This window comes from Mesorhizobium hawassense (assembly GCF_003289945.1).
In the GTDB taxonomy this organism is placed as follows: domain Bacteria; phylum Pseudomonadota; class Alphaproteobacteria; order Rhizobiales; family Rhizobiaceae; genus Mesorhizobium; species Mesorhizobium hawassense.
The window spans coordinates 164,257-187,575 of the sequence record NZ_QMBP01000013.1 but is presented as its reverse complement, the minus strand read 5'-3'; the positions used below and the strand labels follow the sequence as shown (position 1 = coordinate 187,575).

Sequence of the window (23,319 nt, the reverse complement as noted above, 5' to 3'; positions counted from 1 at the left end):
CGGTAACTCGCTGCCGCCGGACACCGGAAACGGATCGGACGCGTTTAAATTGCAAGGCCTCGTGCCTTGCATTTTTTTTGTGCAATCATCTGCTTAGCACGATCATCTGCCAAACAGCCTGATCGTCATGCGCTCGCAGGATTCGGAAGCCGGCTTCCGGTTTCAACTTTAGCGCGCGTCATCGTGCTCAATACTTGCCGAAACTGTATTATCAGCTTCAGTGACTGGCATTCGGACTAAAGTCCGGCATGATCCGCATGATGTCGTCGAAGCTGAATCCCAGCCCCATCGTCAGACCGTAGAGAATGCCCATGACGATCACCGTTACGATCGTCGCGCGCAGGAAGGCGCGCAGCATATGTGGCCCGCGCGGCGCGCTGGAAACGGTGCCGAGCGTGACATCCTGATCGTCATCCTGGGTGCGCAGGCTGAATGGAAGCACGACGAACAGCACCAGCCACCAGGTGACGAAGAACAGCGCGGCGAACAGGACCCAGTTCATGCCTGCTCCAGTTCGACCAGCGTGCCGAAGAAATCCTTGGGATGCAGGAACAGCACCGGCTTGCCATGCGCGCCGGTCTTGGGGTTGCCGTCACCCAGCACGCGCGCGCCGCTTGCCTTCAGATGATCGCGGGCAGCCAGGATATCGTCGACCTCGTAGCAGACATGGTGCATGCCGCCCGAAGGGTTCTTCTCGAGGAACGCCGCGATGGGCGAGGCTTCGCCGAGCGGCTCCAGCAACTCGATCTTGGTGTTGCCGACATCGACGAACACCACGGTCACGCCATGCTCCGGCAGCGCCTGCGGAGCGCTCAATCGCGCGCCGAGTGTGTCACGATAGGCCGCCATTGCCACAGCCAGATCCGGCACGGCAAGCGCGACATGGTTCAGACGTCCAAGCATAAAGCGCTCCGCATTAAGGGAGTAAGGCAATAGGGCAGTACGGCAGTAGGGAAGAATGTCGGCTTGATCGCCCTTTCCGTACTGCCCTACTGCCTTACTCCCCTATTCCCCTATTCGTCACCGCGTGACGAACACCGTCACCAGCGGCTTCTTGCCCCAGGCCTCGTTGGCGGCGGCGCGCACGGCGCGGCGAACCGCTTCCTGCACCAGGTCGAGGTCCTTCCGGCGCTGGCGCGGGATGGAGTCCACCGCCCCGACCGCCGCGTCGAGCATCAGGTCTTCCAGGGTCTCGCCCTTCGCATCGGCCTCGGCGACGCCGATCGCCACCAGGTCGGGATCGCCGGCAAGCTCGTATTTGTCGTCGAGCACGACATTGACCGCGACATGGCCGGCAAAGGAGAGCTTGCGGCGGTCGCGTATGCCCATCGCCTGGTCGGTGCCGATCAGATTGCCGTCCTTATAGAGGCGGCCGAACGGCACCTGGTCGATGATCGTCGCCGGGCCGGGCCAGAGCCTTAGCATGTCGCCGTCGCGCACCTGCGCCACCTGGCCGATGCCCGACATCGACATCAGCGAACCCTGCGCCACCAGATGCGCCGCCTCGCCGTGCACGGGAACGCCGATCTGCGGCCGCACCCACTCATACATCTTGCGCAATTCGCTGCGGCGCGGATGGCCCGAGACATGCACCAGCGCGTCGCCGTCCTCGATGATCTTCATGCCGAGATCGATCAGCCGGTTCTTGATCTCGAGGATCGCCTTTTCGTTGCCGGGAATGGTGCGCGAGGAAAACACCACCGTATCGCCGGCCGTCAGCGCCACCGACTTCATCTCGTCGCGCGACAGCTTGGCCAGCGCCGCCAGCGGCTCGCCCTGGCTGCCGGTGCAGATGATCACCAGGTTCTCGCGCGGGATGTAGCCGTAGTCTTCCTCGGCGATGAACTCCGGCAAGCCGTCCATGTAGCCGAGTTCGCCCGCCACATCGATGACGCGCTTCAGCGAGCGGCCGAGCACCAGGCACTGCCGGCCGGCGTCGCGCGCCGCACGCGCGATCGAAACGATGCGCCCGACATTGGAGGAGAAGGTGGTGACCGCGACACGCCCCTTGGCTTTCTCGATGACGCCCTTGAGGCCTTCGCCGACGGCCACTTCCGACGGTGACTCCCCTTCCCGTAGCGCATTGGTCGAATCGCAGATCAGCGCCAGCACGCCCTTGTCGCCATAGGCGCGGAACCGCGCCTCGTCGGTCTTCGGGCCGATCGTCGGCGCCGGGTCGATCTTCCAGTCGCCGGTGTGGATCACGGTGCCGGCGGGCGTGGTGATCGCCAGCGACATCGGCTCGGGGATCGAATGCGCGACTGGAATAGCCTCGATCTCGAAAGGCCCGACGGTGAATTTTTCGCCGGCCCGGTAGATCGACGCCGGAATCTTCGGCGCATTCTGCTCGCCCTGCCGCTTGGCCTCGAGCAGGCCGGCGGTGAACGGCGTCATCCATACAGGCGCCTTCAGCTTCGGCCAGATGTCGAGCAGCGCGCCGTAATGGTCCTCATGCGCATGGGTGATGACGATGCCGCGCAGGCCGTCGAGGTTCTCCTCGATGAAGCGCGTATCGGGCAGGATGAGATCGACGCCCGGATGTGCCGAGTCCGGGAAGGTGACGCCGACATCGACGACGATCCATTCGCGCGCGCCGGCGGGCCCATAACCGTAAAGGGCGAAGTTCATGCCGATCTCGCCGACGCCGCCCAGTGGCGCGAAGACGAGTTCGGCGTTTTCCTTTTTCGCCATGAATTCTTTCCTTCCTGGCCTCTCAGGCCAAGTCAACCGGGCAATTCCAGGAAAAGCGTCTAACGGTTTTCCGTCCGGAATTGCGCAAGAACAAAACTATACGCGGGCCGAGGCGACAGCGCCAAAATGCACGTCGCCGGCCGCTATCGTCAGAACCGATCCCTCATCGTCGCGGATCACGAAACGGCAGTCCTCGTCAATGGTCTCGAAGACGCCGCGCACCACATTGCCGTCAATTCTGACAGCAACCTCGCCGCCGAGGCCCGCCGCGCGGGCAAGCCAGCGCTTTCTGATGGCATTGAGCCCGCGCCCGTCGTCCCACATCCGGGCATTCTCGCTCCAGGCATCCGAAAGCGCCAGGAACAGCGTCTCGGCATCGCAAGTGGCGCCCAGCGCCTGCAGCGATGTCGCCGGATAAGGCAAATCCTCAGGGTAAGCCACGACATTGACGCCGATGCCGATAGCGACGGCAAAGCGGCCACCGTCCAGCATCGCCGACTCCAGCAGGATGCCGGCTAGCTTGGCGCCCGATGCAAGCACATCGTTCGGCCATTTCAACTCGAAGCGATTGCGGCCCTGGCTTGCGCCATCCAGCGCGACGGCGATCCGGCCTTTCGGCACGACGGCGTCGAGCGCGTCGGCCAGTGCAAGGCCCGCGACGAAGCCGAGCGTCGCGGCAAGCCGCAACTCGCCGCCGGGTACCAGGAGCAGCGTTGCCGCCAGATTGCCCTCGGGCGTCGCCCAGGCACGGCCGCGTCGACCACGCCCGCTTTCCTGCTTCTTCGAGACGACCCAGAGTTTTCCCGGATCGCCCGCGCGCGCATGCTCCAGCGCCAATGCGTTGGTGGAGCCGACGCTGTCATGAGCCTCGAGCCGGAACCCCTCCGGCGCCGCGGTTGGAGCCAGTCGAAATGCCATCCCGTCAGAAGAAGGTTTTGGCGGCTGCTTCGGCATAGCTGCCGATCGGCCCGCCGATCAGCACATAGAACAGCACGAAGGCACCGCTGACGCCGAGCACGAGGCGCAACTCGCTGGCCATCGGCACGAAACCGCCGACCGGCTCGTCGAACCACATGATCTTGATGATGCGCAGATAGTAGTAAGCACCCACCACCGAGGCCAGCACGCCGATGATCGCCAGCGCGTAGAGATGCGCGTTGATGGCGGCGAGGAACACGTACCACTTCCCCCAGAAGCCGGCGAGCGGCGGAATGCCGGCCAGCGAGAACATCAGGATGGTGAGGATGGTGGCCATGATCGGGTTGGTCGAGGACAGACCGGCGAGATCGCTGATCTGCTCGACATTGCCTTCCTTGCGCCGCATGGCGAGGATGAAGGCGAAAGTGCCCAGCGTCATCACCAGATAGATCAGCATGTAGATGGCGACGCCGCGCACGCCGGCCTGGCTATTGGCGGCGAGGCCGACCAGCGCGTAGCCCATATGGCCGATCGAGGAATAGGCCATGAGGCGCTTGATGTTGGTCTGGCCGATGGCCGCGAAAGCCCCGAGCGCCATCGAAGCGATCGAAATGAAGACGATGATCTGCTGCCAGTCGGCGGCGACCGGCTTGAAGGCGCCCATGGTGACGCGCACGATCAGCGCCATCGCCGCCATCTTCGGCGCCGCCGCCAGGAAGGCGGTGATCGGCGTCGGCGCGCCTTCATAGACGTCCGGCGTCCACATGTGGAACGGCACGGCCGAGATCTTGAAGGCAAGGCCGGCAAGCACGAACACAAGGCCGAAGACGAGGCCTAGCTGGCGCTCGCCGCTGCCCAGCGCCGTCGCGATTTCATGGAAACCGGTATTGCCGGTGTAACCGTAGACGAGGCTGATGCCGTAGAGCAGCATGCCCGACGACAGCGCGCCGAGGACGAAATATTTCAGGCCGGCTTCGGTCGAGCGCAGATTGTCGCGGTTGATCGCGGCCAGCACGTAGATCGCCAGCGACTGAAGCTCAAGGCCGAGATAGAGCCCGATCATGCCGTTGGCCGAGATCATCAGCATCATGCCGAGCGTGCAGAGCAGTATCAGTACGGGGAATTCGAACTTGTCGAAATGTTCCTGGCGCGCAAAGCGCATCGACATGACCAGCGTCACCGCCGAGCCGATCAGCGCCAGCATCTTCATGAAGGCGCTGAAGGAATCCTGCACGAAGGCTCCGCCATAGGCAGCGCCCTGCCCGCCGGAGAAGGCGAGCCACAGGCCGGCCACCACCAGCACGAGGACGGCCAGCCCTGTCACGGTCATGGTGTTGTTGCTGCGCGAATAGGCGCCGATCATCAGGAGCGCCAGCGCGCCGACGGCCAGGATCAGTTCCGGCGTCGAGAGCGAAAGACTGGAGAGAAGGTCCGGCGTCATGGTTTATCCCCAGTCAGTTCGCCGCCGCGGTCTGCGCGGAATTGATGGATGCGGTGACGTTGGTGACGAGCGTCTTGACCGAAGCGGCCGTCGCGTCGAACACCGGCGCCGGGTAGATACCGAAGAAGATGACCAGCACCACCAGCGGGTAGATGATCGCCTTCTCGCGCGGCGACAGATCCAGCAGATTCTTCAGGCTGTCCTTGGTCAGCGCGCCGAAGATCACCCGGCGATAGAGCCACAGCGCATAAGCCGCCGACAGGATGACGCCGGTGGCAGCGAAGAACGCGACCCAGGTGTTGACCTTGAACACGCCGAGCATGGTCAGGAATTCGCCGATGAAGCCGCTGGTGCCGGGAAGGCCGACATTGGCCATGGTGAAGATCATGAACACGGTCGCGTATTTCGGCATGTTGTTGACTAGGCCGCCATAGGCGTCGATCTCGCGCGTGTGCATGCGGTCGTAGATGACGCCGACGCACAAGAACAGCGCGCCCGAGACGAGGCCGTGGCTGAGCATCTGGAAGATCGCGCCCTGCACGCCTTCCTGGTTCATCGCGAAGATGCCCATGGTGACGAAGCCCATATGGGCGACCGAGGAATAGGCGATCAGCTTCTTCATGTCCTCCTGCATCAGCGCCACCAGCGAGGTGTAGATGATGGCGACGACCGAAAGCGTGAAGATCAGCGGTGCGAACATCTCTGAGGCCTGCGGGAACATCGGCAGCGAGAAGCGCAGGAAGCCGTATCCGCCCATCTTCAACAGGATAGCGGCCAGGATGACCGAACCAGCCGTCGGCGCCTCGACGTGGGCGTCGGGCAGCCAGGTGTGCACCGGCCACATCGGCATCTTCACCGCGAAGGAGGCGAAGAAGGCGAGCCACAGCCAGGTCTGCATGCTGGCCGGGAAGTTATGCGTCAGAAGCGTCGGGATATCGGTGGTGCCCGACTGGAAGAACATCGCCATGATGGCGAGCAGCATCAGCACCGAGCCTGCCAGCGTATAGAGGAAGAACTTGAACGAGGCATAGACGCGGCGCTTGCCGCCCCAGACGCCGATGATGATGAACATCGGGATCAGGCCGGCCTCGAAGAAGACGTAGAACAACACGATGTCGAGCGCGCAGAACACGCCGATCATCAGGGTCTCGAGGATCAGGAAGGCGATCATATACGCCTTGACCCGCTTCTCGATCGCCTCCCAGGAGGCGAGGATGCAGAACGGCATCAGGAATGTGGTCAGGATGACGAACAGCATCGAGATGCCGTCGACACCCATGTGATAGGAGATGCCCGAATCCAGCCAGGCGTGCTTCTCGACGAACTGGAACCCGGCCTGCGAATTGTCGAAGCCCGTCCAGATGAACAGCGACACCAAGAAGGTGAAAGCCGTCGTGGTGAAGGCGATCGCACGGATGTTGCGGCGGGCGTTTTCGCTGTCATCGCTGATGAACAGGATGAGCAGAACACCAACCAGCGGCAGGAAGGTGACCAGCGACAGGAGGTTGGACCAAGCGGTCATCAGAGCATCATCCAGGTGACGAGAGCGGCCACGCCGATCAGCATGGCGAAGGCGTAGTGGTAGAGGTAGCCGGTCTGCAGCTTGACGACCCGGTTGGTGACGTCGACGACGCGCGCCGATATCCCATCGGGGCCGAGACCGTCGATGATGGTGCCGTCACCGGTCTTCCACAGGAACCTGCCCAGGCGCTTGGCCGGCTGCACGAATAGGAAGTCGTAGAGTTCGTCGAAATACCACTTGTTGAGCAGGAAGGCGTAGAGGCCGCGATGGTGTGCCGCCAGTTCCTTCGGCGCCTCCGGCTTGCGGATGTAGAATTGCCAGGCGACAGCCAAGCCGATCAGCATCGCGACGAACGGTGCCAGTTCCACCCAGAGCGGCAATTCGTGAATCTCGTGCAGGATGTGGTTGTCCGGCAGCGTGAACAGCGACGCCTTCCAGAACTCGGCATAGCCCTCGCCGATGAAGGCGCCATGGAAGATGATGCCCGCGAACAGCGCGCCGGCGGCCAGCACATAGAGCGGCACCAGCATCACCGGCGGCGATTCATGGACATGGTGCATGACGTCGTGGCTGGCGCGCGGCTCGCCGTGGAAGGTCATGAAGATCAGCCGCCACGAATAGAAGCTGGTGAAGCAGGCGGCGATCACCAGCAGGATGAAGGCGAAGCCCGCAACCGCATTATGGCTGGCGAAGGAGGTTGCGATGATGGCGTCCTTGGAGAAGAAGCCGGCGGTGCCGATCACCGTCGCCGGGATGCCGACGCCGGTCAACGCCAGCGTGCCGATCACCATCATCCAGTAGGTCTTGGGGATGAGCGTCCTCAAGCCACCCATCTTGCGCATGTCCTGCTCGTCGGACACGGCATGGATCACCGAGCCCGAGCCGAGGAACAGCAGCGCCTTGAAGAAGGCGTGCGTGAACAGATGGAAGATCGCGGCGCCATAGGCGCCGACGCCGAGCGCCACGAACATGTAGCCAAGCTGCGAGCAGGTCGAATAGGCGATGACCCGCTTGATGTCGTTCTGCACCAGGCCGACCGTCGCCGCGAAGAAGGCGGTAAAGGCGCCGATGAAAGTGACGACGGTCAGCGCCGTATGCGACAGCTCGAACAGCGGCGACAGCCGCGCCAGCATGAACACGCCGGCGGTCACCATCGTTGCCGCGTGGATAAGCGCGGAGACCGGGGTCGGACCTTCCATGGCGTCTGGCAGCCAGGTGTGCAGCGGCACCTGCGCCGACTTGCCCATGGCGCCCATGAAGAGCAGCAGGCAGACCACGGTCAGCGCCGACTGCTTGTCGAGCGCATGGCCGAGGAAAGTCAGCACGGCAGTACCCGCCGGCGCGCCTTCGGCCGGCAAGAAGGATGCGGCGTTGGCGAACACGGTGCCGAGATTGACCGAGCCGAACAGCACGAACACGCCGAAGATGCCGAGCGCGAAGCCGAAGTCGCCGACGCGGTTGACGACGAAAGCCTTGATCGCCGCTGCATTGGCCGACGGCTTCTTGTACCAGAAGCCGATCAGCAGATAGGAGGCGAGACCGACGCCTTCCCAGCCGAAGAACATCTGGATGAGATTATCGGCCGTTACCAGCATCAGCATGGCGAAGGTGAACAGCGACAGATAGGCGAAGAAGCGCGGCCGGTTCGGATCGTGGTGCATGTAGCCGATCGAATAAATGTGAACCAGCGCCGACACCGTGTTGACGACGACCAGCATCACCACCGTCAGCGTGTCGATCCTCAGCGCCCAGGAGGCGTCGATGCCGCCCGACTGGATCCAGCGCAGCACCGGCACGGTGAACACCCCGCCATGGCCGAAGCCGACGGTGAAGAAGGCGATCCACGAAAGCACCGCCGCGATCACCAGGAAGCCGGAGGTGATGTATTCGGAGGCCTTGGCGCCGAGCGAATTGCCGAACAGGCCGACAATCAGGAAGCCAAGCAGCGGAAGGAAGACGATAGCCTGATACATGGTGGTTCCCGTCAACCCTTCATCGAGCTCACGTCTTCGACCGCGATCGAGCCGCGGTTGCGGAAGAAGACGACAAGAATGGCAAGACCGATCGCGGCCTCGGCGGCCGCGACCGTCAGCACGAACAGGGCGAAGACTTGTCCGACGAGATCGTGCAGCGCCGCGGAAAAAGCGACGAAGTTGATGTTGACCGCAAGCAGGATGAGCTCGACCGACATCAGGATGACGATGATGTTGCGGCGGTTCAGGAAGATGCCGAACACGCCGAGCGTGAACAGGATCGCCGATACGGTCAGGTAATGTGCGATGCCGACGACCATCTCAGATGCCCTCGCCTGATTTGACCTTGCGGATTTCCATGCCCGTCGCCGGGGTGCGGCCGACTTGGGCGGCGATCGACTGCCGCTTGACGCCTTCCTTGTGGCGCAAGGTGAGCACGATCGCGCCGATCATGGCGACCAGCAGCACCAGGCCGGAAATCTGGAAGTAATAGAGGTAGTCCGTGTAGAGGATGTCGCCGAGCGCCGCCGTATTGGAGCGCGTGGCGAGATCCGGCGTTGCCTTGGCGACCGTCGAGGCCAGCTGTGGCGCGAATGTGTAGCCGCCGAGCACGACGATCAGCTCCGCCGCCAGGATCAGCCCGACCAGCGCGCCGATCGGCGCATATTGCAGCGCGCCCTGCTTCATCTCGGCGAAGTCGACGTCGAGCATCATGACGACGAACAGGAACAGCACCATCACCGCGCCGACATAGACGACGAGCAGGATCATCGCCAGGAACTCGGCGCCCGTCAGCATGAACAGGCCGGCGGCGTTGAAGAAGGTGAGGATCAGGAACAGCACGGAATGCACGGGGTTGCGCGACGAAATGACCATGAAGGCCGACGCCACGGCGATAAAGGCGAAGAGGTAGAAAAAGGCCGCCTCTAATCCAGTCAGCATGGGATTCCCCGGGTTCCAAATTCCGACTCCGACCCGCCTCCGGTTCGAAACCGCGTGTTCCTTAGACGGACGACGTTGTGCCGTCCACTTTCTTGTTCCTTCTCCCCGTTTACGGGGAGAAGGTGGCCAAAGGGCCGGATGAGGGGTAACGCCAAGTTTCCAGAAGCTGGCGCCGCCCCTCATCTGCCTGCCGGCATCTTCTCCCCGTAAACGGGGAGAAGCACGCTAATCACCTATAAGGCGAGTCAAGCGCGATGTTGCGCGCCAGCTCCCGCTCCCAGCGATCGCCGTTCGCGAGCAGCTTCTCCTTGTTGTAGTAAAGCTCCTCGCGCGTCTCGGTCGCGAATTCGAAATTCGGCCCCTCGACGATGGCGTCGACCGGGCAGGCTTCCTGGCAGAACCCGCAATAGATGCACTTCACCATGTCGATGTCGTAGCGCACGGTGCGGCGCGTGCCGTCATTGCGGCGCGGACCGGCCTCGATGGTGATGGCCTGCGCCGGGCAGATCGCTTCGCAGAGCTTGCAGGCGATGCAGCGTTCCTCGCCGTTCGGGTAACGACGCAGCGCATGCTCGCCACGGAAGCGCGGGCTCGTCGGCCCCTTTTCATGCGGGTAGTTGATCGTCTCCTTCGGCGCGAAGAACTGGCGCATCGACAGGAAGAAGGCGCTGACGAAATCCTTCAGCAGCAGCGATTTTGCGGCCTGGGCCAGAGCGGACATCACGCAAACCCCGTGATCTTGAGGAAGGCCGCGGTGGCCACGACCATGAACAGCGAGATCGGCAGGAAGACTTTCCAGCCCAGACGCATCAGCTGGTCGTAGCGGTAGCGCGGCACGAATGCCTTCACCATCGAGAACATGAAGAACATCAGGCAAATCTTCAGCACGAACCAGATCACGCCTGGAACCCAGGTGAAGGGCGCGAAGTTGAACGGTGGCAGCCAGCCGCCGAGGAACAGGATGGTCGCCAGCGCGCACATCAGGACGACGGCGACATACTCGCCGAGGAAGAAGAGCAGGAACGGCGTCGACGAGTATTCGACCATGTGGCCGGCGACGAGTTCCGATTCCGCCTCCACAAGGTCGAAAGGCGGGCGGTTCGTCTCGGCGAGCGCGGAGATGAAGAACACCACGAACATCGGCAACAGCGACAGCCAGTGCCAGTCGAGGAAGGTGTTGGGCAGCCCAAGCCGGGTGCCCAGACCATCCTGCTGCGACATGACGATGTCCGAGAGATTGAGCGACCCGACGGTGAGCAGCACGGTGACGATGACGAAGCCGATCGAGACTTCGTAGGACACCATCTGCGCGGCCGAGCGCAGCGCGCCGAGGAACGGATATTTGGAGTTCGACGCCCAGCCGCCCATGATCACGCCATAGACCTCGAGTGAGGAGATGGCGAAGACGTAGAGGATGCCGACATTGATGTTGGCGATCGCCCATCCGTCGTTGACCGGAATGACCGCCCAGGCCGAAATCGCCAGCACCGCCGACACCAGCGGCGCCAGAAGGAACACGCCCTTGTTGGCGCCCGACGGGATCACCGGCTCCTTGAAGACGAATTTCAGAAGATCGGCAAAGGCCTGCAGCGTACCCCACGGACCGACGACGTTCGGGCCGCGACGCAACTGCACCGCCGCCCAGATCTTGCGGTCGGCATAGAGCAGGTAAGCGACGCCGATCAGAAGCACGACGATCAGCACGACCGACTTCAACAGGATCAGCAGCGCCGGCAGCACGTAGAAGGAGAAGAAAGTTTCCATGCTTATTCCGCCGCCTGCTTGAAGCCGCTCTTGGCCAGCGCCGAGCATTCGGCCATCACGGCCGACGCCCGCGCGATCGGGTTGGTGAGATAGAAGTCCTTTACCGACGAGGTGAAAGTGCCCTTGTTCAGCCGGCCGCCGAGCTTCGCCACCTTGGCGATGTCGTCGCCGCTGCCGGCCTGCACCCGGTCGATGCGGGCGAGATGCGGGTGGTCGCCATAGAGCTTGGCGCGCAGTTGCACCAGCGAATCGAAGGGCAGCTTCTTGCCGAGCACATCCGACAGCGCCCGCAGGATCGCCCAGTCCTCGCGGGCCTCGCCGGGGGCGAAGCCGGCGCGGTTGGTCTGCTGCACGCGGCCTTCCGTGTTGACGTAAGTGCCGGACTTTTCCGTGTAGGCAGCGGCCGGCAGGATGACGTTGGCGCGATGCGCGCCGGCGTCGCCATGCGTGCCGATATAGACGACGAAGGCACCGCCGGTCCTGGCCATGTCGATCTCGTCGGCGCCGAGCAGGAAGAGCACATCGGTGTCGCCCAGCATGCCGGCGACGTTCTTGCCGCCCTCGCCCGGCACGAAGCCGACATCGAGGCCACCGACTCTTGCCGCCGCATTGTGCAGCACCGCGAAGCCGTTCCAGTCGGCGGTGACCGCGTTGACGGCCGCCGCGAGCTTTGCCGCCTGGCCGAGCACCGCCGCGCCGTCGGCTCGCGCCAGCGCGCCCTGGCCGACGATGATCAGCGGATGCGTCGCCTTGCTCAGCACTTCGAAGAACTTGCCGGTGCCGTCCGCAAGACCCTTCAGCGATTCAGGCCCGGCGCCGATCAGCTCATAGTCGTAGCGGGTGTCGCCGATCTCGCCGATGACGCCGACCGGCAGGTTGCCGACGCGCCAGCGCTTGCGGATGCGGGCATTGAGCACCGAGGCCTCGAAGCGCGGATTGGCGCCGATGATCAGCACCGCGTCGGCCTGCTCGATGCCTTCGATGGTCGGGTTGAAGATGTAGCTGGCGCGGCCGAGCGACGGATCGAGCGCGGCGCCGTCCTGGCGGCAGTCGACGTTCTTCGAGCCGAGAGCATTCATCAGAAGCTTGAGCGCGTAGATTTCCTCGACAGCCGCGAGGTCGCCAGCGATCGCGCCGATCCGCTCGGGCGCGGTCTTGCCCACCTCGTCCTTGATCGCGGCGAAGGCTTCCGCCCAGCTTGCCGGCACGAGCTTGCCGTTCTTGCGCACATACGGACGGTCGAGGCGCTGCGTGCGCAGGCCGTCCCAAATGAAGCGGGTCTTGTCGGAGATCCACTCCTCGTTCACCTGTTCGTTGACGCGCGGCAGGATGCGCATCACCTCGCGGCCCCTGGAGTCGACGCGGATCGCCGAGCCGACGGCATCCATGACGTCGATCGATTCCGTCTTGGTCAGCTCCCACGGCCGCGCCTGGAAAGCAAAGGGCTTCGAGGTCAGCGCGCCGACCGGGCAAAGGTCGATGACATTGCCCTGCAGCTCCGACGTCATCGCCTGTTCGAGATAGGTGGTGATCTCGGCATCCTCGCCGCGACCGATCAGGCCGAGCTCGGAAATGCCGGCGACTTCCGTGGTGAAGCGGACGCAGCGCGTGCAATGGATGCAGCGGTTCATCACCGTCTTGACCAGCGGGCCGATATACTTGTCTTCGACGGCGCGCTTGTTCTCATGGTAGCGCGAGGAATCGACGCCGAAGGCCATCGCCTGGTCCTGCAGGTCGCACTCGCCGCCTTGGTCGCAAATCGGGCAGTCCAGCGGGTGGTTGATCAGCAGGAATTCCATCACGCCTTCGCGGGCCTTCTTGACCATCGGCGTGTTGGTGAAGATTTCCGGCGGCTCGCCATTCGGGCCGGGGCGCAGGTCGCGCACGCCCATGGCGCAGGACGCCTGCGGCTTGGGCGGGCCGCCCTTCACCTCGATCAGGCACATACGGCAATTGCCGGCGATCGACAGCCGCTCATGGAAGCAGAAGCGCGGCACTTCCGCGCCGGCGTCCTCGGCCGCCTGCAGCAGCGTGTAATGGTCGGGTACCGTGATCTCTTTCCCGTCGACCTTTAGCTTTGCCATTCGCCTCAAACCCCTGCGGATTTCCGCAATCTCTAATTTCCGGGCGCGGCTCGAGCCACGCCCGGCATGTCAATTTTACTTGGCCGCGGCGAGCGCCGCCGCCTGGGCCTTCCAGTCATCGCGGCCGATGCGGCCGGCGAGCGACAGATAGTCTTCAACCCAGGCGATCTCTTGCGACGTCCAGGCGGCGATCTGGCCATAGGTCCAGATGCCGAGGCCGTTGAGCACCTTCTCCAGCTTCGGTCCGATACCCGAAATCGCCTTCAGGTCCGACGGCGTCGCCGGCTTGTCGACGGCCTTCGGCTGGCGGAAATCTTCCGGCATCAGCGCGGCCGTGGCAGGTTCCTCGACAGCGTCGGCGCCGATCGCCTTCTCGGTAGCGGTCGCGGCGATGTCGGTGACGTCGCGGGCGAAGGTCTGCGCCTTGGCGATCAGCGTTTCGGTCGCCTTGCGCGCCTTGGATGCGTTGGCCGCCGCTTCGTTCTGCGCCTCGAGGTCGTCGAGGAATGGCTGGAACATGCGCTGCGAGGCTTCCAGCGCGCCGGTGAAGGCACCCATCCACATGCCGACGGCATGGTTGGCAAGACCGATGCCGAGCGCCGACATTGCGGCGGCGCCCGCGACCGGATGCGCGAAAAGGTTGACGGCGCTGGCCATCTCCTTTGGCATCATCTTGGTCAGGTCCTGGTTCATTTTCTCGAGTTGGTCCAAATCAGGTATGAACGGATAGGGTATCGAATACGGCGCCATAGAGATCTCCTGGTCGTTTCTTCGTATGCCCCGCCCCTGCTTTCAGTCTTGGGCTTTCGCCCATATTCCAAAATCTCATTCCGCCGCCACCATCACCGGCTCGACCCGGTGGGCGTTGCGCGAAAACTCGTCGATGCGGCGTTCCACCTCGCCGCGGAAATGCCGCATCAGGCCCTGGATCGGCCAGGCCGCCGCGTCGCCCAGCGCGCAGATCGTGTGGCCCTCGACCTGCTTGGTGACGTCGAGCAGCATGTCGATCTCGCGCTTCTGCGCTTCGCCGCGCACCAGACGCTCCATCACTCGCCACATCCAGCCGGTGCCTTCGCGGCACGGCGTGCACTGGCCGCAGCTTTCGTGCTTGTAGAAGTAGGAGAGCCTGGCGATCGCCTTCACGATATCGGTCGACTTGTCCATGACGATGACTGCCGCGGTGCCGAGGCCAGATTTCAGGTCGCGCAGCGCGTCGAAATCCATCGGCGCGTCCATGATCTGCTCGGCCGGCACCAGCGGCACCGAAGCGCCGCCCGGAATGACCGCCAGCAGATTGTCCCAGCCGCCGCGGATACCGCCGCAATGCGTCTCGATCAGCTCGCGGAACGGGATCGACATCGCTTCTTCGAAGGTGCACGGATTGTTGACGTGGCCGGAGACGCAGAACAGCTTGGTGCCCGCATTGTTCGGCCGGCCGAAGGAAGAGAACCAGGCCGCGCCACGGCGAAGAATGGTCGGCGCCACGGCGATCGACTCGACGTTGTTGACGGTGGTCGGGCAGCCATAGAGGCCGACATTGGCTGGGAACGGTGGCTTCAGCCGCGGCTGGCCTTTCTTGCCCTCGAGGCTTTCGAGCAGCGCAGTCTCCTCGCCGCAGATATAGGCGCCGGCGCCGTGATGCATGTAGACGTCGAAGTCGTAGCCCGAAATGTTGTTCTTGCCGATGAGCTTGGCCGCGTAGGCCTCGTCGATGGCGCGCTGCAGCGCCTCGCGCTCGCGGATGAACTCGCCGCGCACATAGATGTAGGCCGCGACCGCGCCCATGGCGAAGCCGGCAATCAGGCAGCCCTCGACCAGCGTGTGAGGGTCGTTGCGCAGGATGTCGCGGTCCTTGCAAGTGCCCGGCTCGGATTCGTCGGCGTTGACGACCAGATAGCTCGGCCGGCCGTCGCTCTGCTTGGGCATGAACGACCATTTCAGACCGGTCGGGAAGCCGGCGCCGCCACGGCCGCGCAGGCCCGACGCCTTCATCTCGTTGACGATCCAGTCGCGCCCCTTGGCGATCAGGCCCGGCGTGTCGTCCCAGATGCCGCGCGACTGCGCGCCGGCCAGCGACGTGTCGAAGAGGCCGTAGATGTTGGTGAAGATGCGGTCTTTGTCCTGAAGCATTTGTCGTCCCTCAGACCGGCTTCTTGCCGAAGACGCGGATGTATTCGGCGACGCCGCCGTTGGCGAGCGCCTTGGCCTGGTTCACCCAGTCGTCGCGGTCGATGCGCCCGTGGAAGCTGAGATAGCCGTCGACCCATTCGCGCTCGGCCTTCTTCCAGGCGGCGACCTGCGCGAAGGTGTAGATGCCGAGCGTATGCAGGGTCGCCTCGATCTTCGGGCCGACGCCGGAGATCAGCTTGAGATCGTCGACCGTCGCCGGCCGCTCGATGCCGGCGGGCCGGTTCTTGTCCTCGAGCGAAGGCTTCGCCGTCTTGGCGACGGGCTGCTTGGTTTCCGGCGCCTTGAAAGCGCTCGCCGGTTCGGCCTTGGTCTTCGGCCCGCTGCGCGGCTTGGAAACCGCCTCGACGTCCGGATCGGCCTTGTTGGCGTTCGCGGCCGAATGGCGCGGCGCCTTGACGCTGGCGCCGTTCTCGGTGGCCGGGGCAACCTTGACCGGCGACGGCGTGTTGAGCGCCGGGCTGGTTTCAGCCGCGTGAGTCTTCGGCTTGCTGGATTTGGACGGCGCGACCGGGCCTGGGGCTGGCGGCGCGGCGGGTGCCGGAGCCGCTGGCGCGGCCGGAACAGGTGCTGCCTGCGAAACGACGGCCGCGGGCGCGGCGGCTGGCGCGGCGGCAGCCGCATCCTTGGCCGCCTTCGCGGCAGCCCTGGCTTCCTTGTCGCGGGTCGACTTCAGGATCGCCTTTTCGCTGGTCAGCGTCTTCAGGCCGCCGGCTGGCTCGGAGCCGTGGCGGCCGTTCTGCGGGCCTGGCTTGACCTCGGCGCCCTTGCCGGCGTCGTAGAGATCGATGATCTCGGCCAACCGCTCAGGCGTAAGGTCCTCAAAAGTATCCTTGAAGATCATGACCATGGGCGCGTTGACGCAGGCGCCGAGGCATTCGACCTCCTCCCACGACAGCGTGCCCTTGTCATTGGTGTGGAACTGGTCGTGATGGATTTTCGAGCGGCACACATCCATCAGCGCTTCCGAGCCGCGCAGCATGCAGGGCGTGGTGCCGCAGACCTGGATATGCGCCCGCGTGCCGACCGGATTGAGCTGGTATTGCGTGTAGAAGGTCGCGACCTCGAGGCCGCGGATGCGCGGCATGCCGAGCATGTCGGAGATCGTCTCGATCGCCGCCTTGGTGACCCAGCCTTCCTGCTCCTGCGCGATCATCAGCAAAGGGATGATGGCCGACTGTTCGCGTCCCTTCGGGTATTTGGCGATCCATTGCTGAACCGCAGCCTCATTCGCCTTGCTGAAGGCGAAGGAAGCTGGCTGGACGCTGGCATCTGCGAGACGGCGGACTGACATTTAGCGATCGACCTCACCAAACACGATGTCGAGGGAGCCAAGCACGGCGGTGACGTCGGCCAGCATGTGGCCGCGGCACAGGAAATCCATGGCTTGCAGATGTGCGAAACCGGGCGCGCGCAGCTTGCAGCGATAGGGTTTGTTGGTGCCGTCGGAGACGAGGTAGACGCCGAACTCGCCCTTCGGCGCCTCGACGGCCGCATAGACCTCGCCGGCCGGCACGCGGTAGCCCTCGGTATAGAGCTTGAAGTGATGGATGAGCGCTTCCATCGAACGCTTCATGGCCTGGCGCTTCGGCGGCACGACCTTGCCGTCGAGGTTCGACACCGGGCCGGCGCTTTCCTTGCCGAGCAACAGGTCGACGCACTGGCGCATGATCTTGGCCGACTGGCGCATCTCTTCCATGCGCACCAGGTAGCGGTCGTAGCAGTCGCCGTTCTTGCCGATCGGGATGTCGAAATCCATCTCGGAATAGCATTCATAGGGCTGCGATTTGCGCAGGTCCCAGGCGGCGCCCGAGCCGCGCACCATCACGCCCGAGAAACCCCAGGCCCAGGCGTCGGCCAGCGACACGATGCCGATATCGACATTGCGCTGCTTGAAGATGCGGTTGCCGGTGAGCAGCGCGTCGAGATCGTCGATCGACTTCAGGAACGGATCGATCCACTTGCCGATGTCCTCGATCAGCTTCTGCGGCAGGTCCTGGTGCACGCCGCCCGGCCGGAAATAGGCCGCGTGCATGCGAGAGCCCGAGGCACGCTCATAGAACACCATGAGCTTTTCGCGCTCGACGAAGCCCCACAGCGGCGGCGTCAGCGCGCCGACATCCATCGCCTGCGTCGTCACATTCAGGATGTGCGACATGATGCGGCCCATCTCGGAATAGAGCACGCGGATCAGCTGGCCGCGCTTCGGCACCTCGATGCCGAGCAGGCGCTCGGCGGCCAAAGCGAAGGCATGCTCCTGGTTCATCGGCGCGCAATAATCGAGCCGGTCGAGATAAGGCACCGCCTGCAGGTAGGTCTTGGCCTCGATCAGCTTCTCGGTGCCGCGATGCAGCAGGCCGATATGCGGATCGACGCGGTCGACCACCTCGCCGTCCAGCTCCAGCACCAGGCGCAAAACGCCGTGCGCCGCAGGATGCTGCGGACCGAAGTTGATGTTGAAGTTGCGGACGGAGGTTTCAGCCATGGACGTGTTGCTCGCGCACCAAGTGAATGGTGAATGGTGAATGGTGAATAGTCATTGGGCCGCACCAGCCTCCAGGGATCGAATGAACGAACGCATCATCTTTCCCAACTTCTCGTAGTGACAGCAGTCCTGCATTCTCTTTGTCCAACAAACCTACACGCATCGCCAGAAGCGTATGAGTTTCTAATTCTTTCAGCGAACCTTGTGCAACGCGAAGGAACTGAACGAACGGCTTTCGCTGATCGCGCCCGAAACCCTCGGCAATGTTAGCCGGGATTGAGGATGCCGCGCGACGCATCTGGGTTGTCATGCTGAACATCTCTTCTCGCGGGAACGCTTTCGTCGCGAGATAGATATCTACAGCCAAGTCCATCGAGTCCTTCCAAACGTTCAGATCTCGATAGTCATTGATTTTCCCAGGTACTCTGTCCCTTTCCATTCACTATTCACTATTCACTATTCACCATTCACTGTTTCGCTTTTTCATCCCCCGGCAGCACATAGTCCGTGCCTTCCCAGGGCGAGAGAAAATCGAAGTTTCTGAATTCCTGCTTCAACTCCACCGGCTCGTAGATGACCCGCTTGGCCTCGTCGTCGTAGCGAACCTCGACAAAGCCGGTCAGTGGGAAATCCTTGCGCAGCGGATGACCCTCGAAGCCGTAGTCGGTCAAAAGGCGACGCAGATCGGGGTGGCCCGAGAACAGCACGCCGTAGAGGTCGTAGGTCTCGCGCTCGTACCAGTCGGCGCCGGGATAGACGGCCGTCAGCGACGGCACCAGCGTCTCCTCGTCGGCCTGGACCTTCAGGCGGATGCGCACATTCTGCTTCGGCGACAGCAGGTGGTAGACGACATCGAAACGCCTGGCGCGCGAAGGATAATCGGCGCCGGAAATGTCGATGATCGAGATGAACTGGCAGCGCGCATCGTCGCGTAGGAAGGTCGCCACCTCGATCAGGTTGCCCGGCTCGACGGATACTGTCAGCTCGCCATAGGCAAGCACGGCTTCGCCGATGCGGCCGGAGAGCTTCTCGCCGAGATGGGTGGAGAGTTCGTTCAACGCCAGGGTCATCGGCTCACCGTTCGATCGTGCCGGTGCGGCGGATCTTCTTCTGCAGAAGGAGAATGCCGTAGAGCAGCGCTTCGGCGCTCGGCGGGCAGCCGGGCACGTAGATGTCGACCGGCACGACGCGGTCGCAGCCGCGCACCACCGAATAGGAATAGTGGTAATAGCCGCCGCCATTGGCGCAGGAGCCCATCGAGATGACGTAGCGCGGCTCCGGCATCTGGTCGTAGACCTTGCGCAGCGCCGGCGCCATCTTGTTGGTCAGCGTGCCGGCAACGATCATGATGTCGGACTGGCGCGGAGAGGCGCGCGGCGCGACGCCGAAACGCTCGCTATCGTAGCGCGGCATCGAGGTGTGGATCATCTCGACGGCACAGCATGCCAGACCGAAGGTCATGAACATCAGCGAGCCACTGCGCGCCCAGGTGATCAGCGCCTCGGTCGAGGTGACGAGGAAACCCTTGTCGGCAAGCTCATTGTTGATTTCGAGGAAGAAGGGATCGTCCTCCCCCACCGGCCTGCCGGTGTTGGGGTCGATGATGCCCTTGGGCTTCGGCGCGACGAGGGTGCCTGAACTGTCGTTCAATCCCATTCCAGCGCTCCTTTTTTCCATTCATAGGCAAAGCCGATGGTCAGCACCGCCAGGAACACCATCATCGACCAGAAGCCGAGCATGCCGACTTTCGAGAAGGACACCGCCCAGGGGAACAGGAAGGCGACCTCGAGATCGAAGATGATGAACAGGATCGACACCAGGTAGAAGCGGATGTCGAATTTCATGCGGGCATCGTCGAACGAGTTGAAGCCGCATTCATAGGCGGAAAGCTTTTCCGGATCGGGATTGCGATAGGCCACAAGGAAGGGCGCCACCAGCAGCGCCAGGCCGACGACCAACGCCACGGCGATGAACAGGACGATCGGCAGATAGGAACTCAGGAGTGCGCTCATGCGGCGGCTTTCCTTCGGCGGGGCAGTTCACTTTGATTACAGCAACGAACTCTAATGCGGAAGCGTGACAGTTTAACCGCTGAACCGTTTTAAGAGGCCCATGCTGCAACGCGGCGACGGTTAGCGCAGCGGTTCCGGTGACGCAAGTCAAACGTTGTTCAATTCGCGGCCCTGGACGCCATATCGGAAGAAACCGGTCCGATCCGCTCCTGTTTGATTTCCTTCACTTTTTACTCCACTTTTCTCTCCTGACACATCTCCCGCCATTTGCCTGCTAGCATGACCGGAATCACCGGCTAAAAATCCGGCAAACGATCAGGGCAAAGGCGCCTCGATGAAGGATAAGATTTCGCTGGCCATGGCGAGGCGCATTGCGCTTGGAGCACAGGGGTTCAACGACCCCAGGCCCAATAGCGTTCCGGATCGCCGCCACCTGGCCCGCGTGCTCTCCCGAACCGGCCTGTTGCAGATCGATTCCGTGAGCGCGGTGGTGCGCGCGCATTATATGCCGCTCTATTCGCGCCTCGGCCCCTACCCGCTTACGCTTCTCGACAACGCCGCGGTCACCCGCAAGCGCGCCGTCTTCGAATATTGGGCGCATGAGGCGTCGTTCCTGCCTGTCGAAACCTACCCGCTGATGCGCTGGCGCATGCAGCGCGCCGAACAGGGCGACGAGATGTATCTCGGCCTCGCCAGATGGGGCCGTGAGCGCAAGGCGATGATCGACGAGATCTATAAGGAGGTGGCGGATCGCGGGCCGATCGCCGCCTCCGACATCGAGGGCCACAAGGGCAATGGCGGCTGGTGGGGCTGGAGCGAAGCCAAGCACGCTTTCGAGTGGCTGTTCTGGGCCGGCCGCATCACCACCGCCTACCGGCGCGGCTTCGAACGCTACTACGACCTGCCCGAGCGCGTTTTGCCGCAGGCGGTGCTCGATCTGCCAGTACCTTCGGTGGAGGACGCGCATCGCGAATTGCTGCGCATTTCAGCCCGCGCCCACGGCATCGCCACCTATGGTGACCTGCGCGACTATTTTCGCCTGGCGCCGGGCGATACGAAAGGCCGCATCGAGGAACTGGTCGAAACCGGCGAATTGCTGCCGGTGAAGGTCGAAGGCTGGGACAGGACCGCCTACCTTCATAAAGACGCCCGTACCCCGCGCCGGATAGAGGCGCGCGCCCTGCTCGCGCCATTCGATCCCGTCGTTTTCGAACGCACGCGGACGGAAAAGCTCTTCGATTTTCGCTACCGCATCGAAATCTACACGCCGGCCGAAAAACGCCAGTACGGCTATTATGTGCTGCCCTTCCTGCTCGGCGACCGCATCGTCGCTCGCGTCGACCTCCGCGCCGACCGCCCGGCCAGCATCTTGCGCGTTCACGCCGCCTATGCCGAGGCCGGCGCGCCACCCGAGACCGCCGCGCAACTCTTCGATGAGCTGAAGCAGATACAGGCATGGCTTGGCCTGGAGGCGATCGAAGTGACGCCGGCCGGCGACCTCGGCCCGGCGCTGGCCGACATCAAGGTGTCGTAGCCGCGCGTTGACAGCCCCGTAGCTCTAAGCCTAAATCCCGACCTGGACGGTCTTCTCCCGGCAAAGGGAGGAGCCAAGAGGGAATGCGGTGCGGGCCGAAAACCCAAATCCGCGGCTGTCCCCGCAACTGTAAGCGACGAGCCTTGGCCGAAAACCACTGGGATGTTCCCGGGAAGGCGGCATCAAGGCGACGACCCGCGAGCCAGGAGACCTGCCGTCTGAGACTTTAAGTATCCGAATGTCCGGCGGGTTTTCCGGGCAAGGAGCCTGGTTTTGGATCGCAACGGCAGTTTCCCGGCAAACATCGCGGACATTTCGTCCGAGCCCGACGCGTTGGCTGGCGTAACCGTCATGGTCTGCTCGTCCTGCCGTGACGAAACCGGCTCGGACGCGCATCCGCGCGCCGGCGCCTTGCTGGCCGACGACACGCGCCGCGCCGCATCGGGCGAAAGCATCCGCATCCGCACCGTCGAATGCCTCGGCAATTGCAAACGCCGCCTGAGCGCGGCACTTCTGCGCGACGGTTGTTGGAGTTACGTCTTCGGTGATCTGAATGCGACCAGCGGAGCCGATCTGGTCGCCGGCGCAAAGCTCTTCGCCACCGCGACCGACGGCCTTATCCCCTGGCGCGGCCGGCCCGATTCCCTCAAGCGCGGCCTGGTTGCCCGCATCCCACCTCTCGACATGCTGAAGGACTGACCATGAATGCTTCCGTTTCCCGCGTGCCCTGCACCGTCGTCACCGGCTTCCTCGGCGCCGGCAAGACGACGCTGATCCGCAACCTGCTCGAAAACGCCAAGGGCAAGCGGCTGGCGATCATCGTCAACGAGTTCGGCGATGTCGGCATCGACGGCGAGATCCTGAAGGGCTGCGGTGTCGACACCTGTCCGGAAGAAAACATAGTCGAGCTCGCCAATGGCTGCATCTGCTGCACCGTCGCCGACGATTTCGTGCCGGCGCTCGACCAGATCCTCTCGCGCACGCCGAAGGTCGACCACATTCTGATCGAAACCTCCGGCCTCGCTCTGCCGAAGCCGCTGGTCCAGGCCTTCCAATGGCCGACGGTGAAGACCCGCGTCACGGTCGACGGCGTCGTCGCCGTGGTCGATGGCCCGGCACTGGCCGAAGGCCGCGTCGCCTCCGACATGGACGCCTTGCAGGCACAGCGCGCGGCGGACGATTCCCTCGACCATGACGATCCGGTCGAAGAGGTGTTCGAGGACCAGATCGCCTGCGCCGACCTGATCATCCTGTCGAAAAGCGATTTGATGGACGCGGCGGGCTCGCAGCGCGCCAACGCCGTCATCGGCGAGCATGTCGCGCGCGCCGTCAAGGTCGTGCCGACCGCGCAGGGCAAGGTCGACCCCTCGGTGCTGCTTGGCCTTGGCCTTGCCGTCGAGGACGACATCGAGAACCGCAAGACGCATCACGACGACGAGCTCGACCACGAGCATGACGATTTCGATTCCTTCGTCCTCGATATCCCCGCGATCGCCAACCCGGACGAGCTGGCGAAGCGCGTCGCCCTTGCCGCCGAGCAGGAGAACGTGCTGCGCGTCAAAGGCTTCGTCGAAGTCGGCGGCAAGCCGATGCGCCTCCTTCTTCAGGCCGTCGGCCCGCGCGTCAACCACTATTACGACCGCGCCTGGACAGCGGAGGACGACCGCCGTTCGCGGCTCGTCGTCATCGGCTTGAAGGGGCTGAACCGCCCGGCGATCGAGCGTATCCTCGCCGGCTGAGGGCCAACACGAAAGGCCAACACGAAA

22 protein-coding genes, 1 pseudogene and 1 riboswitch are annotated in these 23,319 nt (G+C 63.5%); of the genes and pseudogenes, 3 read left to right on the top strand and 20 right to left on the bottom strand.

Annotated elements, in window-relative coordinates:
- Window positions 1-217 precede the first annotated feature (217 nt).
- The 20 genes and pseudogenes from DPM33_RS24710 to DPM33_RS24615 form a co-directional block, all read right to left on the bottom strand.
- Complete coding sequence (locus DPM33_RS24710; RefSeq protein WP_112100011.1) at window positions 218-502, bottom strand: DUF1467 family protein; 285 nt, start codon at window positions 500-502, stop codon at window positions 218-220.
- The gene (mce, locus tag DPM33_RS24705; protein ID WP_112100010.1) at window positions 499-903 is read right to left on the bottom strand and encodes a methylmalonyl-CoA epimerase; all 405 of its coding nucleotides are present in this window, start codon (window positions 901-903) and stop codon (window positions 499-501) included. The genes DPM33_RS24710 and mce overlap by 4 nt, the downstream gene beginning before the upstream one ends.
- Window positions 904-1,020: 117 nt before the next feature.
- On the bottom strand, window positions 1,021-2,691 hold the full coding sequence (locus DPM33_RS24700; protein WP_112100009.1) for a ribonuclease J: 1,671 nt from the start codon (window positions 2,689-2,691) through the stop codon (window positions 1,021-1,023).
- A gap of 96 nt (window positions 2,692-2,787) precedes the next feature.
- Window positions 2,788-3,609, bottom strand: a complete 822-nt coding sequence (locus tag DPM33_RS24695; protein WP_112100008.1) for a biotin--[acetyl-CoA-carboxylase] ligase — start codon at window positions 3,607-3,609, stop codon at window positions 2,788-2,790.
- Window positions 3,610-3,613: 4 nt separating this feature from the next.
- Window positions 3,614-5,050 (bottom strand): NADH-quinone oxidoreductase subunit NuoN, encoded by a 1,437-nt coding sequence (gene nuoN, locus DPM33_RS24690; protein WP_112100007.1) that lies wholly within the window; start codon window positions 5,048-5,050, stop codon window positions 3,614-3,616.
- A 13-nt stretch (window positions 5,051-5,063) separates the two neighbouring features.
- A complete protein-coding gene (locus DPM33_RS24685; protein WP_112100006.1) occupies window positions 5,064-6,572 on the bottom strand; it encodes an NADH-quinone oxidoreductase subunit M in 1,509 nt (502 codons plus the stop codon).
- Entirely contained in the window at window positions 6,572-8,545 is a 1,974-nt protein-coding gene (nuoL, locus tag DPM33_RS24680) for an NADH-quinone oxidoreductase subunit L (RefSeq protein WP_112100005.1), read from the bottom strand. Before nuoL ends, DPM33_RS24685 begins: the two co-directional genes overlap by 1 nt.
- Window positions 8,546-8,556: 11 nt before the next feature.
- The gene (gene nuoK, locus DPM33_RS24675; RefSeq protein ID WP_112100004.1) at window positions 8,557-8,865 is read right to left on the bottom strand and encodes an NADH-quinone oxidoreductase subunit NuoK; all 309 of its coding nucleotides are present in this window, start codon (window positions 8,863-8,865) and stop codon (window positions 8,557-8,559) included.
- A gap of 1 nt (window position 8,866) precedes the next feature.
- Window positions 8,867-9,487, bottom strand: a complete 621-nt coding sequence (locus DPM33_RS24670; protein ID WP_112100003.1) for an NADH-quinone oxidoreductase subunit J — start codon at window positions 9,485-9,487, stop codon at window positions 8,867-8,869.
- A 229-nt stretch (window positions 9,488-9,716) separates the two neighbouring features.
- A complete protein-coding gene (gene nuoI / locus DPM33_RS24665) occupies window positions 9,717-10,208 on the bottom strand; it encodes an NADH-quinone oxidoreductase subunit NuoI (protein ID WP_042643165.1) in 492 nt (163 codons plus the stop codon).
- Window positions 10,208-11,251: an NADH-quinone oxidoreductase subunit NuoH gene (gene nuoH, locus DPM33_RS24660; RefSeq protein WP_112100002.1), complete on the bottom strand. Its 1,044-nt coding sequence runs from the start codon at window positions 11,249-11,251 to the stop codon at window positions 10,208-10,210. Before nuoH ends, nuoI begins: the two co-directional genes overlap by 1 nt.
- Window positions 11,252-11,253: 2 nt before the next feature.
- The gene (gene nuoG, locus DPM33_RS24655; protein ID WP_112100001.1) at window positions 11,254-13,335 is read right to left on the bottom strand and encodes an NADH-quinone oxidoreductase subunit NuoG; all 2,082 of its coding nucleotides are present in this window, start codon (window positions 13,333-13,335) and stop codon (window positions 11,254-11,256) included.
- A 75-nt stretch (window positions 13,336-13,410) separates the two neighbouring features.
- A complete protein-coding gene (locus tag DPM33_RS24650; protein WP_112100000.1) occupies window positions 13,411-14,085 on the bottom strand; it encodes an NADH-quinone oxidoreductase subunit E in 675 nt (224 codons plus the stop codon).
- Between the two features lie 75 nt (window positions 14,086-14,160).
- Window positions 14,161-15,465: an NADH-quinone oxidoreductase subunit NuoF gene (nuoF, locus tag DPM33_RS24645; RefSeq protein WP_112099999.1), complete on the bottom strand. Its 1,305-nt coding sequence runs from the start codon at window positions 15,463-15,465 to the stop codon at window positions 14,161-14,163.
- A gap of 10 nt (window positions 15,466-15,475) precedes the next feature.
- Window positions 15,476-16,816, bottom strand: a complete 1,341-nt coding sequence (locus DPM33_RS24640) for an NADH-quinone oxidoreductase subunit E (protein ID WP_112099998.1) — start codon at window positions 16,814-16,816, stop codon at window positions 15,476-15,478.
- The gene (locus DPM33_RS24635; protein ID WP_112099997.1) at window positions 16,817-18,007 is read right to left on the bottom strand and encodes an NADH-quinone oxidoreductase subunit D; all 1,191 of its coding nucleotides are present in this window, start codon (window positions 18,005-18,007) and stop codon (window positions 16,817-16,819) included. It abuts the gene before it with no gap.
- A gap of 51 nt (window positions 18,008-18,058) precedes the next feature.
- Window positions 18,059-18,446, bottom strand: a pseudogene (locus DPM33_RS24630) (four helix bundle protein).
- 28 nt (window positions 18,447-18,474) lie between these two features.
- Complete coding sequence (locus tag DPM33_RS24625) at window positions 18,475-19,077, bottom strand: NADH-quinone oxidoreductase subunit C (protein WP_112099996.1); 603 nt, start codon at window positions 19,075-19,077, stop codon at window positions 18,475-18,477.
- Between the two features lie 4 nt (window positions 19,078-19,081).
- On the bottom strand, window positions 19,082-19,663 hold the full coding sequence (locus DPM33_RS24620; protein WP_015317338.1) for a NuoB/complex I 20 kDa subunit family protein: 582 nt from the start codon (window positions 19,661-19,663) through the stop codon (window positions 19,082-19,084).
- Window positions 19,654-20,019 carry an NADH-quinone oxidoreductase subunit A gene (locus DPM33_RS24615; RefSeq protein WP_112099995.1) on the bottom strand — a complete coding sequence of 122 codons (366 nt, stop codon included), beginning with the start codon at window positions 20,017-20,019 and terminating at the stop codon, window positions 19,654-19,656. The genes DPM33_RS24620 and DPM33_RS24615 overlap by 10 nt, the downstream gene beginning before the upstream one ends.
- A gap of 334 nt (window positions 20,020-20,353) precedes the next feature.
- Here DPM33_RS24615 and DPM33_RS24610 point away from each other — a divergent pair, with 334 nt between their 5' ends.
- The 3 genes from DPM33_RS24610 (at window position 20,354) to cobW (ending at window position 23,292) form a co-directional block, all read left to right on the top strand.
- Window positions 20,354-21,553, top strand: coding sequence for a winged helix-turn-helix domain-containing protein (locus DPM33_RS24610; RefSeq protein WP_112099994.1), 1,200 nt, complete (start codon window positions 20,354-20,356; stop codon window positions 21,551-21,553).
- Between the two features lie 30 nt (window positions 21,554-21,583).
- Window positions 21,584-21,786, top strand: a riboswitch (cobalamin riboswitch).
- Window positions 21,787-21,826: 40 nt separating this feature from the next.
- A complete protein-coding gene (locus DPM33_RS24605) occupies window positions 21,827-22,252 on the top strand; it encodes a DUF1636 family protein (protein ID WP_112099993.1) in 426 nt (141 codons plus the stop codon).
- Window positions 22,253-22,254: 2 nt separating this feature from the next.
- Window positions 22,255-23,292 (top strand): cobalamin biosynthesis protein CobW, encoded by a 1,038-nt coding sequence (cobW, locus tag DPM33_RS24600; RefSeq protein WP_112099992.1) that lies wholly within the window; start codon window positions 22,255-22,257, stop codon window positions 23,290-23,292.
- The last annotated feature ends 27 nt before the right edge of the window (window positions 23,293-23,319 follow it).

Coding starts and splice junctions, on each gene's coding strand:
- DPM33_RS24710 (WP_112100011.1), bottom strand. CDS start 502: ATGAACTGGGTCCTGTTCGCCGCGCTGTTCTTCGTCACCTGGTGGCTG.
- mce (WP_112100010.1), bottom strand. CDS start 903: ATGCTTGGACGTCTGAACCATGTCGCGCTTGCCGTGCCGGATCTGGCT.
- DPM33_RS24700 (WP_112100009.1), bottom strand. CDS start 2,691: ATGGCGAAAAAGGAAAACGCCGAACTCGTCTTCGCGCCACTGGGCGGC.
- DPM33_RS24695 (WP_112100008.1), bottom strand. CDS start 3,609: ATGGCATTTCGACTGGCTCCAACCGCGGCGCCGGAGGGGTTCCGGCTC.
- nuoN (WP_112100007.1), bottom strand. CDS start 5,050: ATGACGCCGGACCTTCTCTCCAGTCTTTCGCTCTCGACGCCGGAACTG.
- DPM33_RS24685 (WP_112100006.1), bottom strand. CDS start 6,572: ATGACCGCTTGGTCCAACCTCCTGTCGCTGGTCACCTTCCTGCCGCTG.
- nuoL (WP_112100005.1), bottom strand. CDS start 8,545: ATGTATCAGGCTATCGTCTTCCTTCCGCTGCTTGGCTTCCTGATTGTC.
- nuoK (WP_112100004.1), bottom strand. CDS start 8,865: ATGGTCGTCGGCATCGCACATTACCTGACCGTATCGGCGATCCTGTTC.
- DPM33_RS24670 (WP_112100003.1), bottom strand. CDS start 9,487: ATGCTGACTGGATTAGAGGCGGCCTTTTTCTACCTCTTCGCCTTTATC.
- nuoI (WP_042643165.1), bottom strand. CDS start 10,208: ATGTCCGCTCTGGCCCAGGCCGCAAAATCGCTGCTGCTGAAGGATTTC.
- nuoH (WP_112100002.1), bottom strand. CDS start 11,251: ATGGAAACTTTCTTCTCCTTCTACGTGCTGCCGGCGCTGCTGATCCTG.
- nuoG (WP_112100001.1), bottom strand. CDS start 13,335: ATGGCAAAGCTAAAGGTCGACGGGAAAGAGATCACGGTACCCGACCAT.
- DPM33_RS24650 (WP_112100000.1), bottom strand. CDS start 14,085: ATGGCGCCGTATTCGATACCCTATCCGTTCATACCTGATTTGGACCAA.
- nuoF (WP_112099999.1), bottom strand. CDS start 15,465: ATGCTTCAGGACAAAGACCGCATCTTCACCAACATCTACGGCCTCTTC.
- DPM33_RS24640 (WP_112099998.1), bottom strand. CDS start 16,816: ATGTCAGTCCGCCGTCTCGCAGATGCCAGCGTCCAGCCAGCTTCCTTC.
- DPM33_RS24635 (WP_112099997.1), bottom strand. CDS start 18,007: ATGGCTGAAACCTCCGTCCGCAACTTCAACATCAACTTCGGTCCGCAG.
- DPM33_RS24625 (WP_112099996.1), bottom strand. CDS start 19,077: ATGACCCTGGCGTTGAACGAACTCTCCACCCATCTCGGCGAGAAGCTC.
- DPM33_RS24620 (WP_015317338.1), bottom strand. CDS start 19,663: ATGGGATTGAACGACAGTTCAGGCACCCTCGTCGCGCCGAAGCCCAAG.
- DPM33_RS24615 (WP_112099995.1), bottom strand. CDS start 20,019: ATGAGCGCACTCCTGAGTTCCTATCTGCCGATCGTCCTGTTCATCGCC.
- DPM33_RS24610 (WP_112099994.1), top strand. CDS start 20,354: ATGAAGGATAAGATTTCGCTGGCCATGGCGAGGCGCATTGCGCTTGGA.
- cobW (WP_112099992.1), top strand. CDS start 22,255: ATGAATGCTTCCGTTTCCCGCGTGCCCTGCACCGTCGTCACCGGCTTC.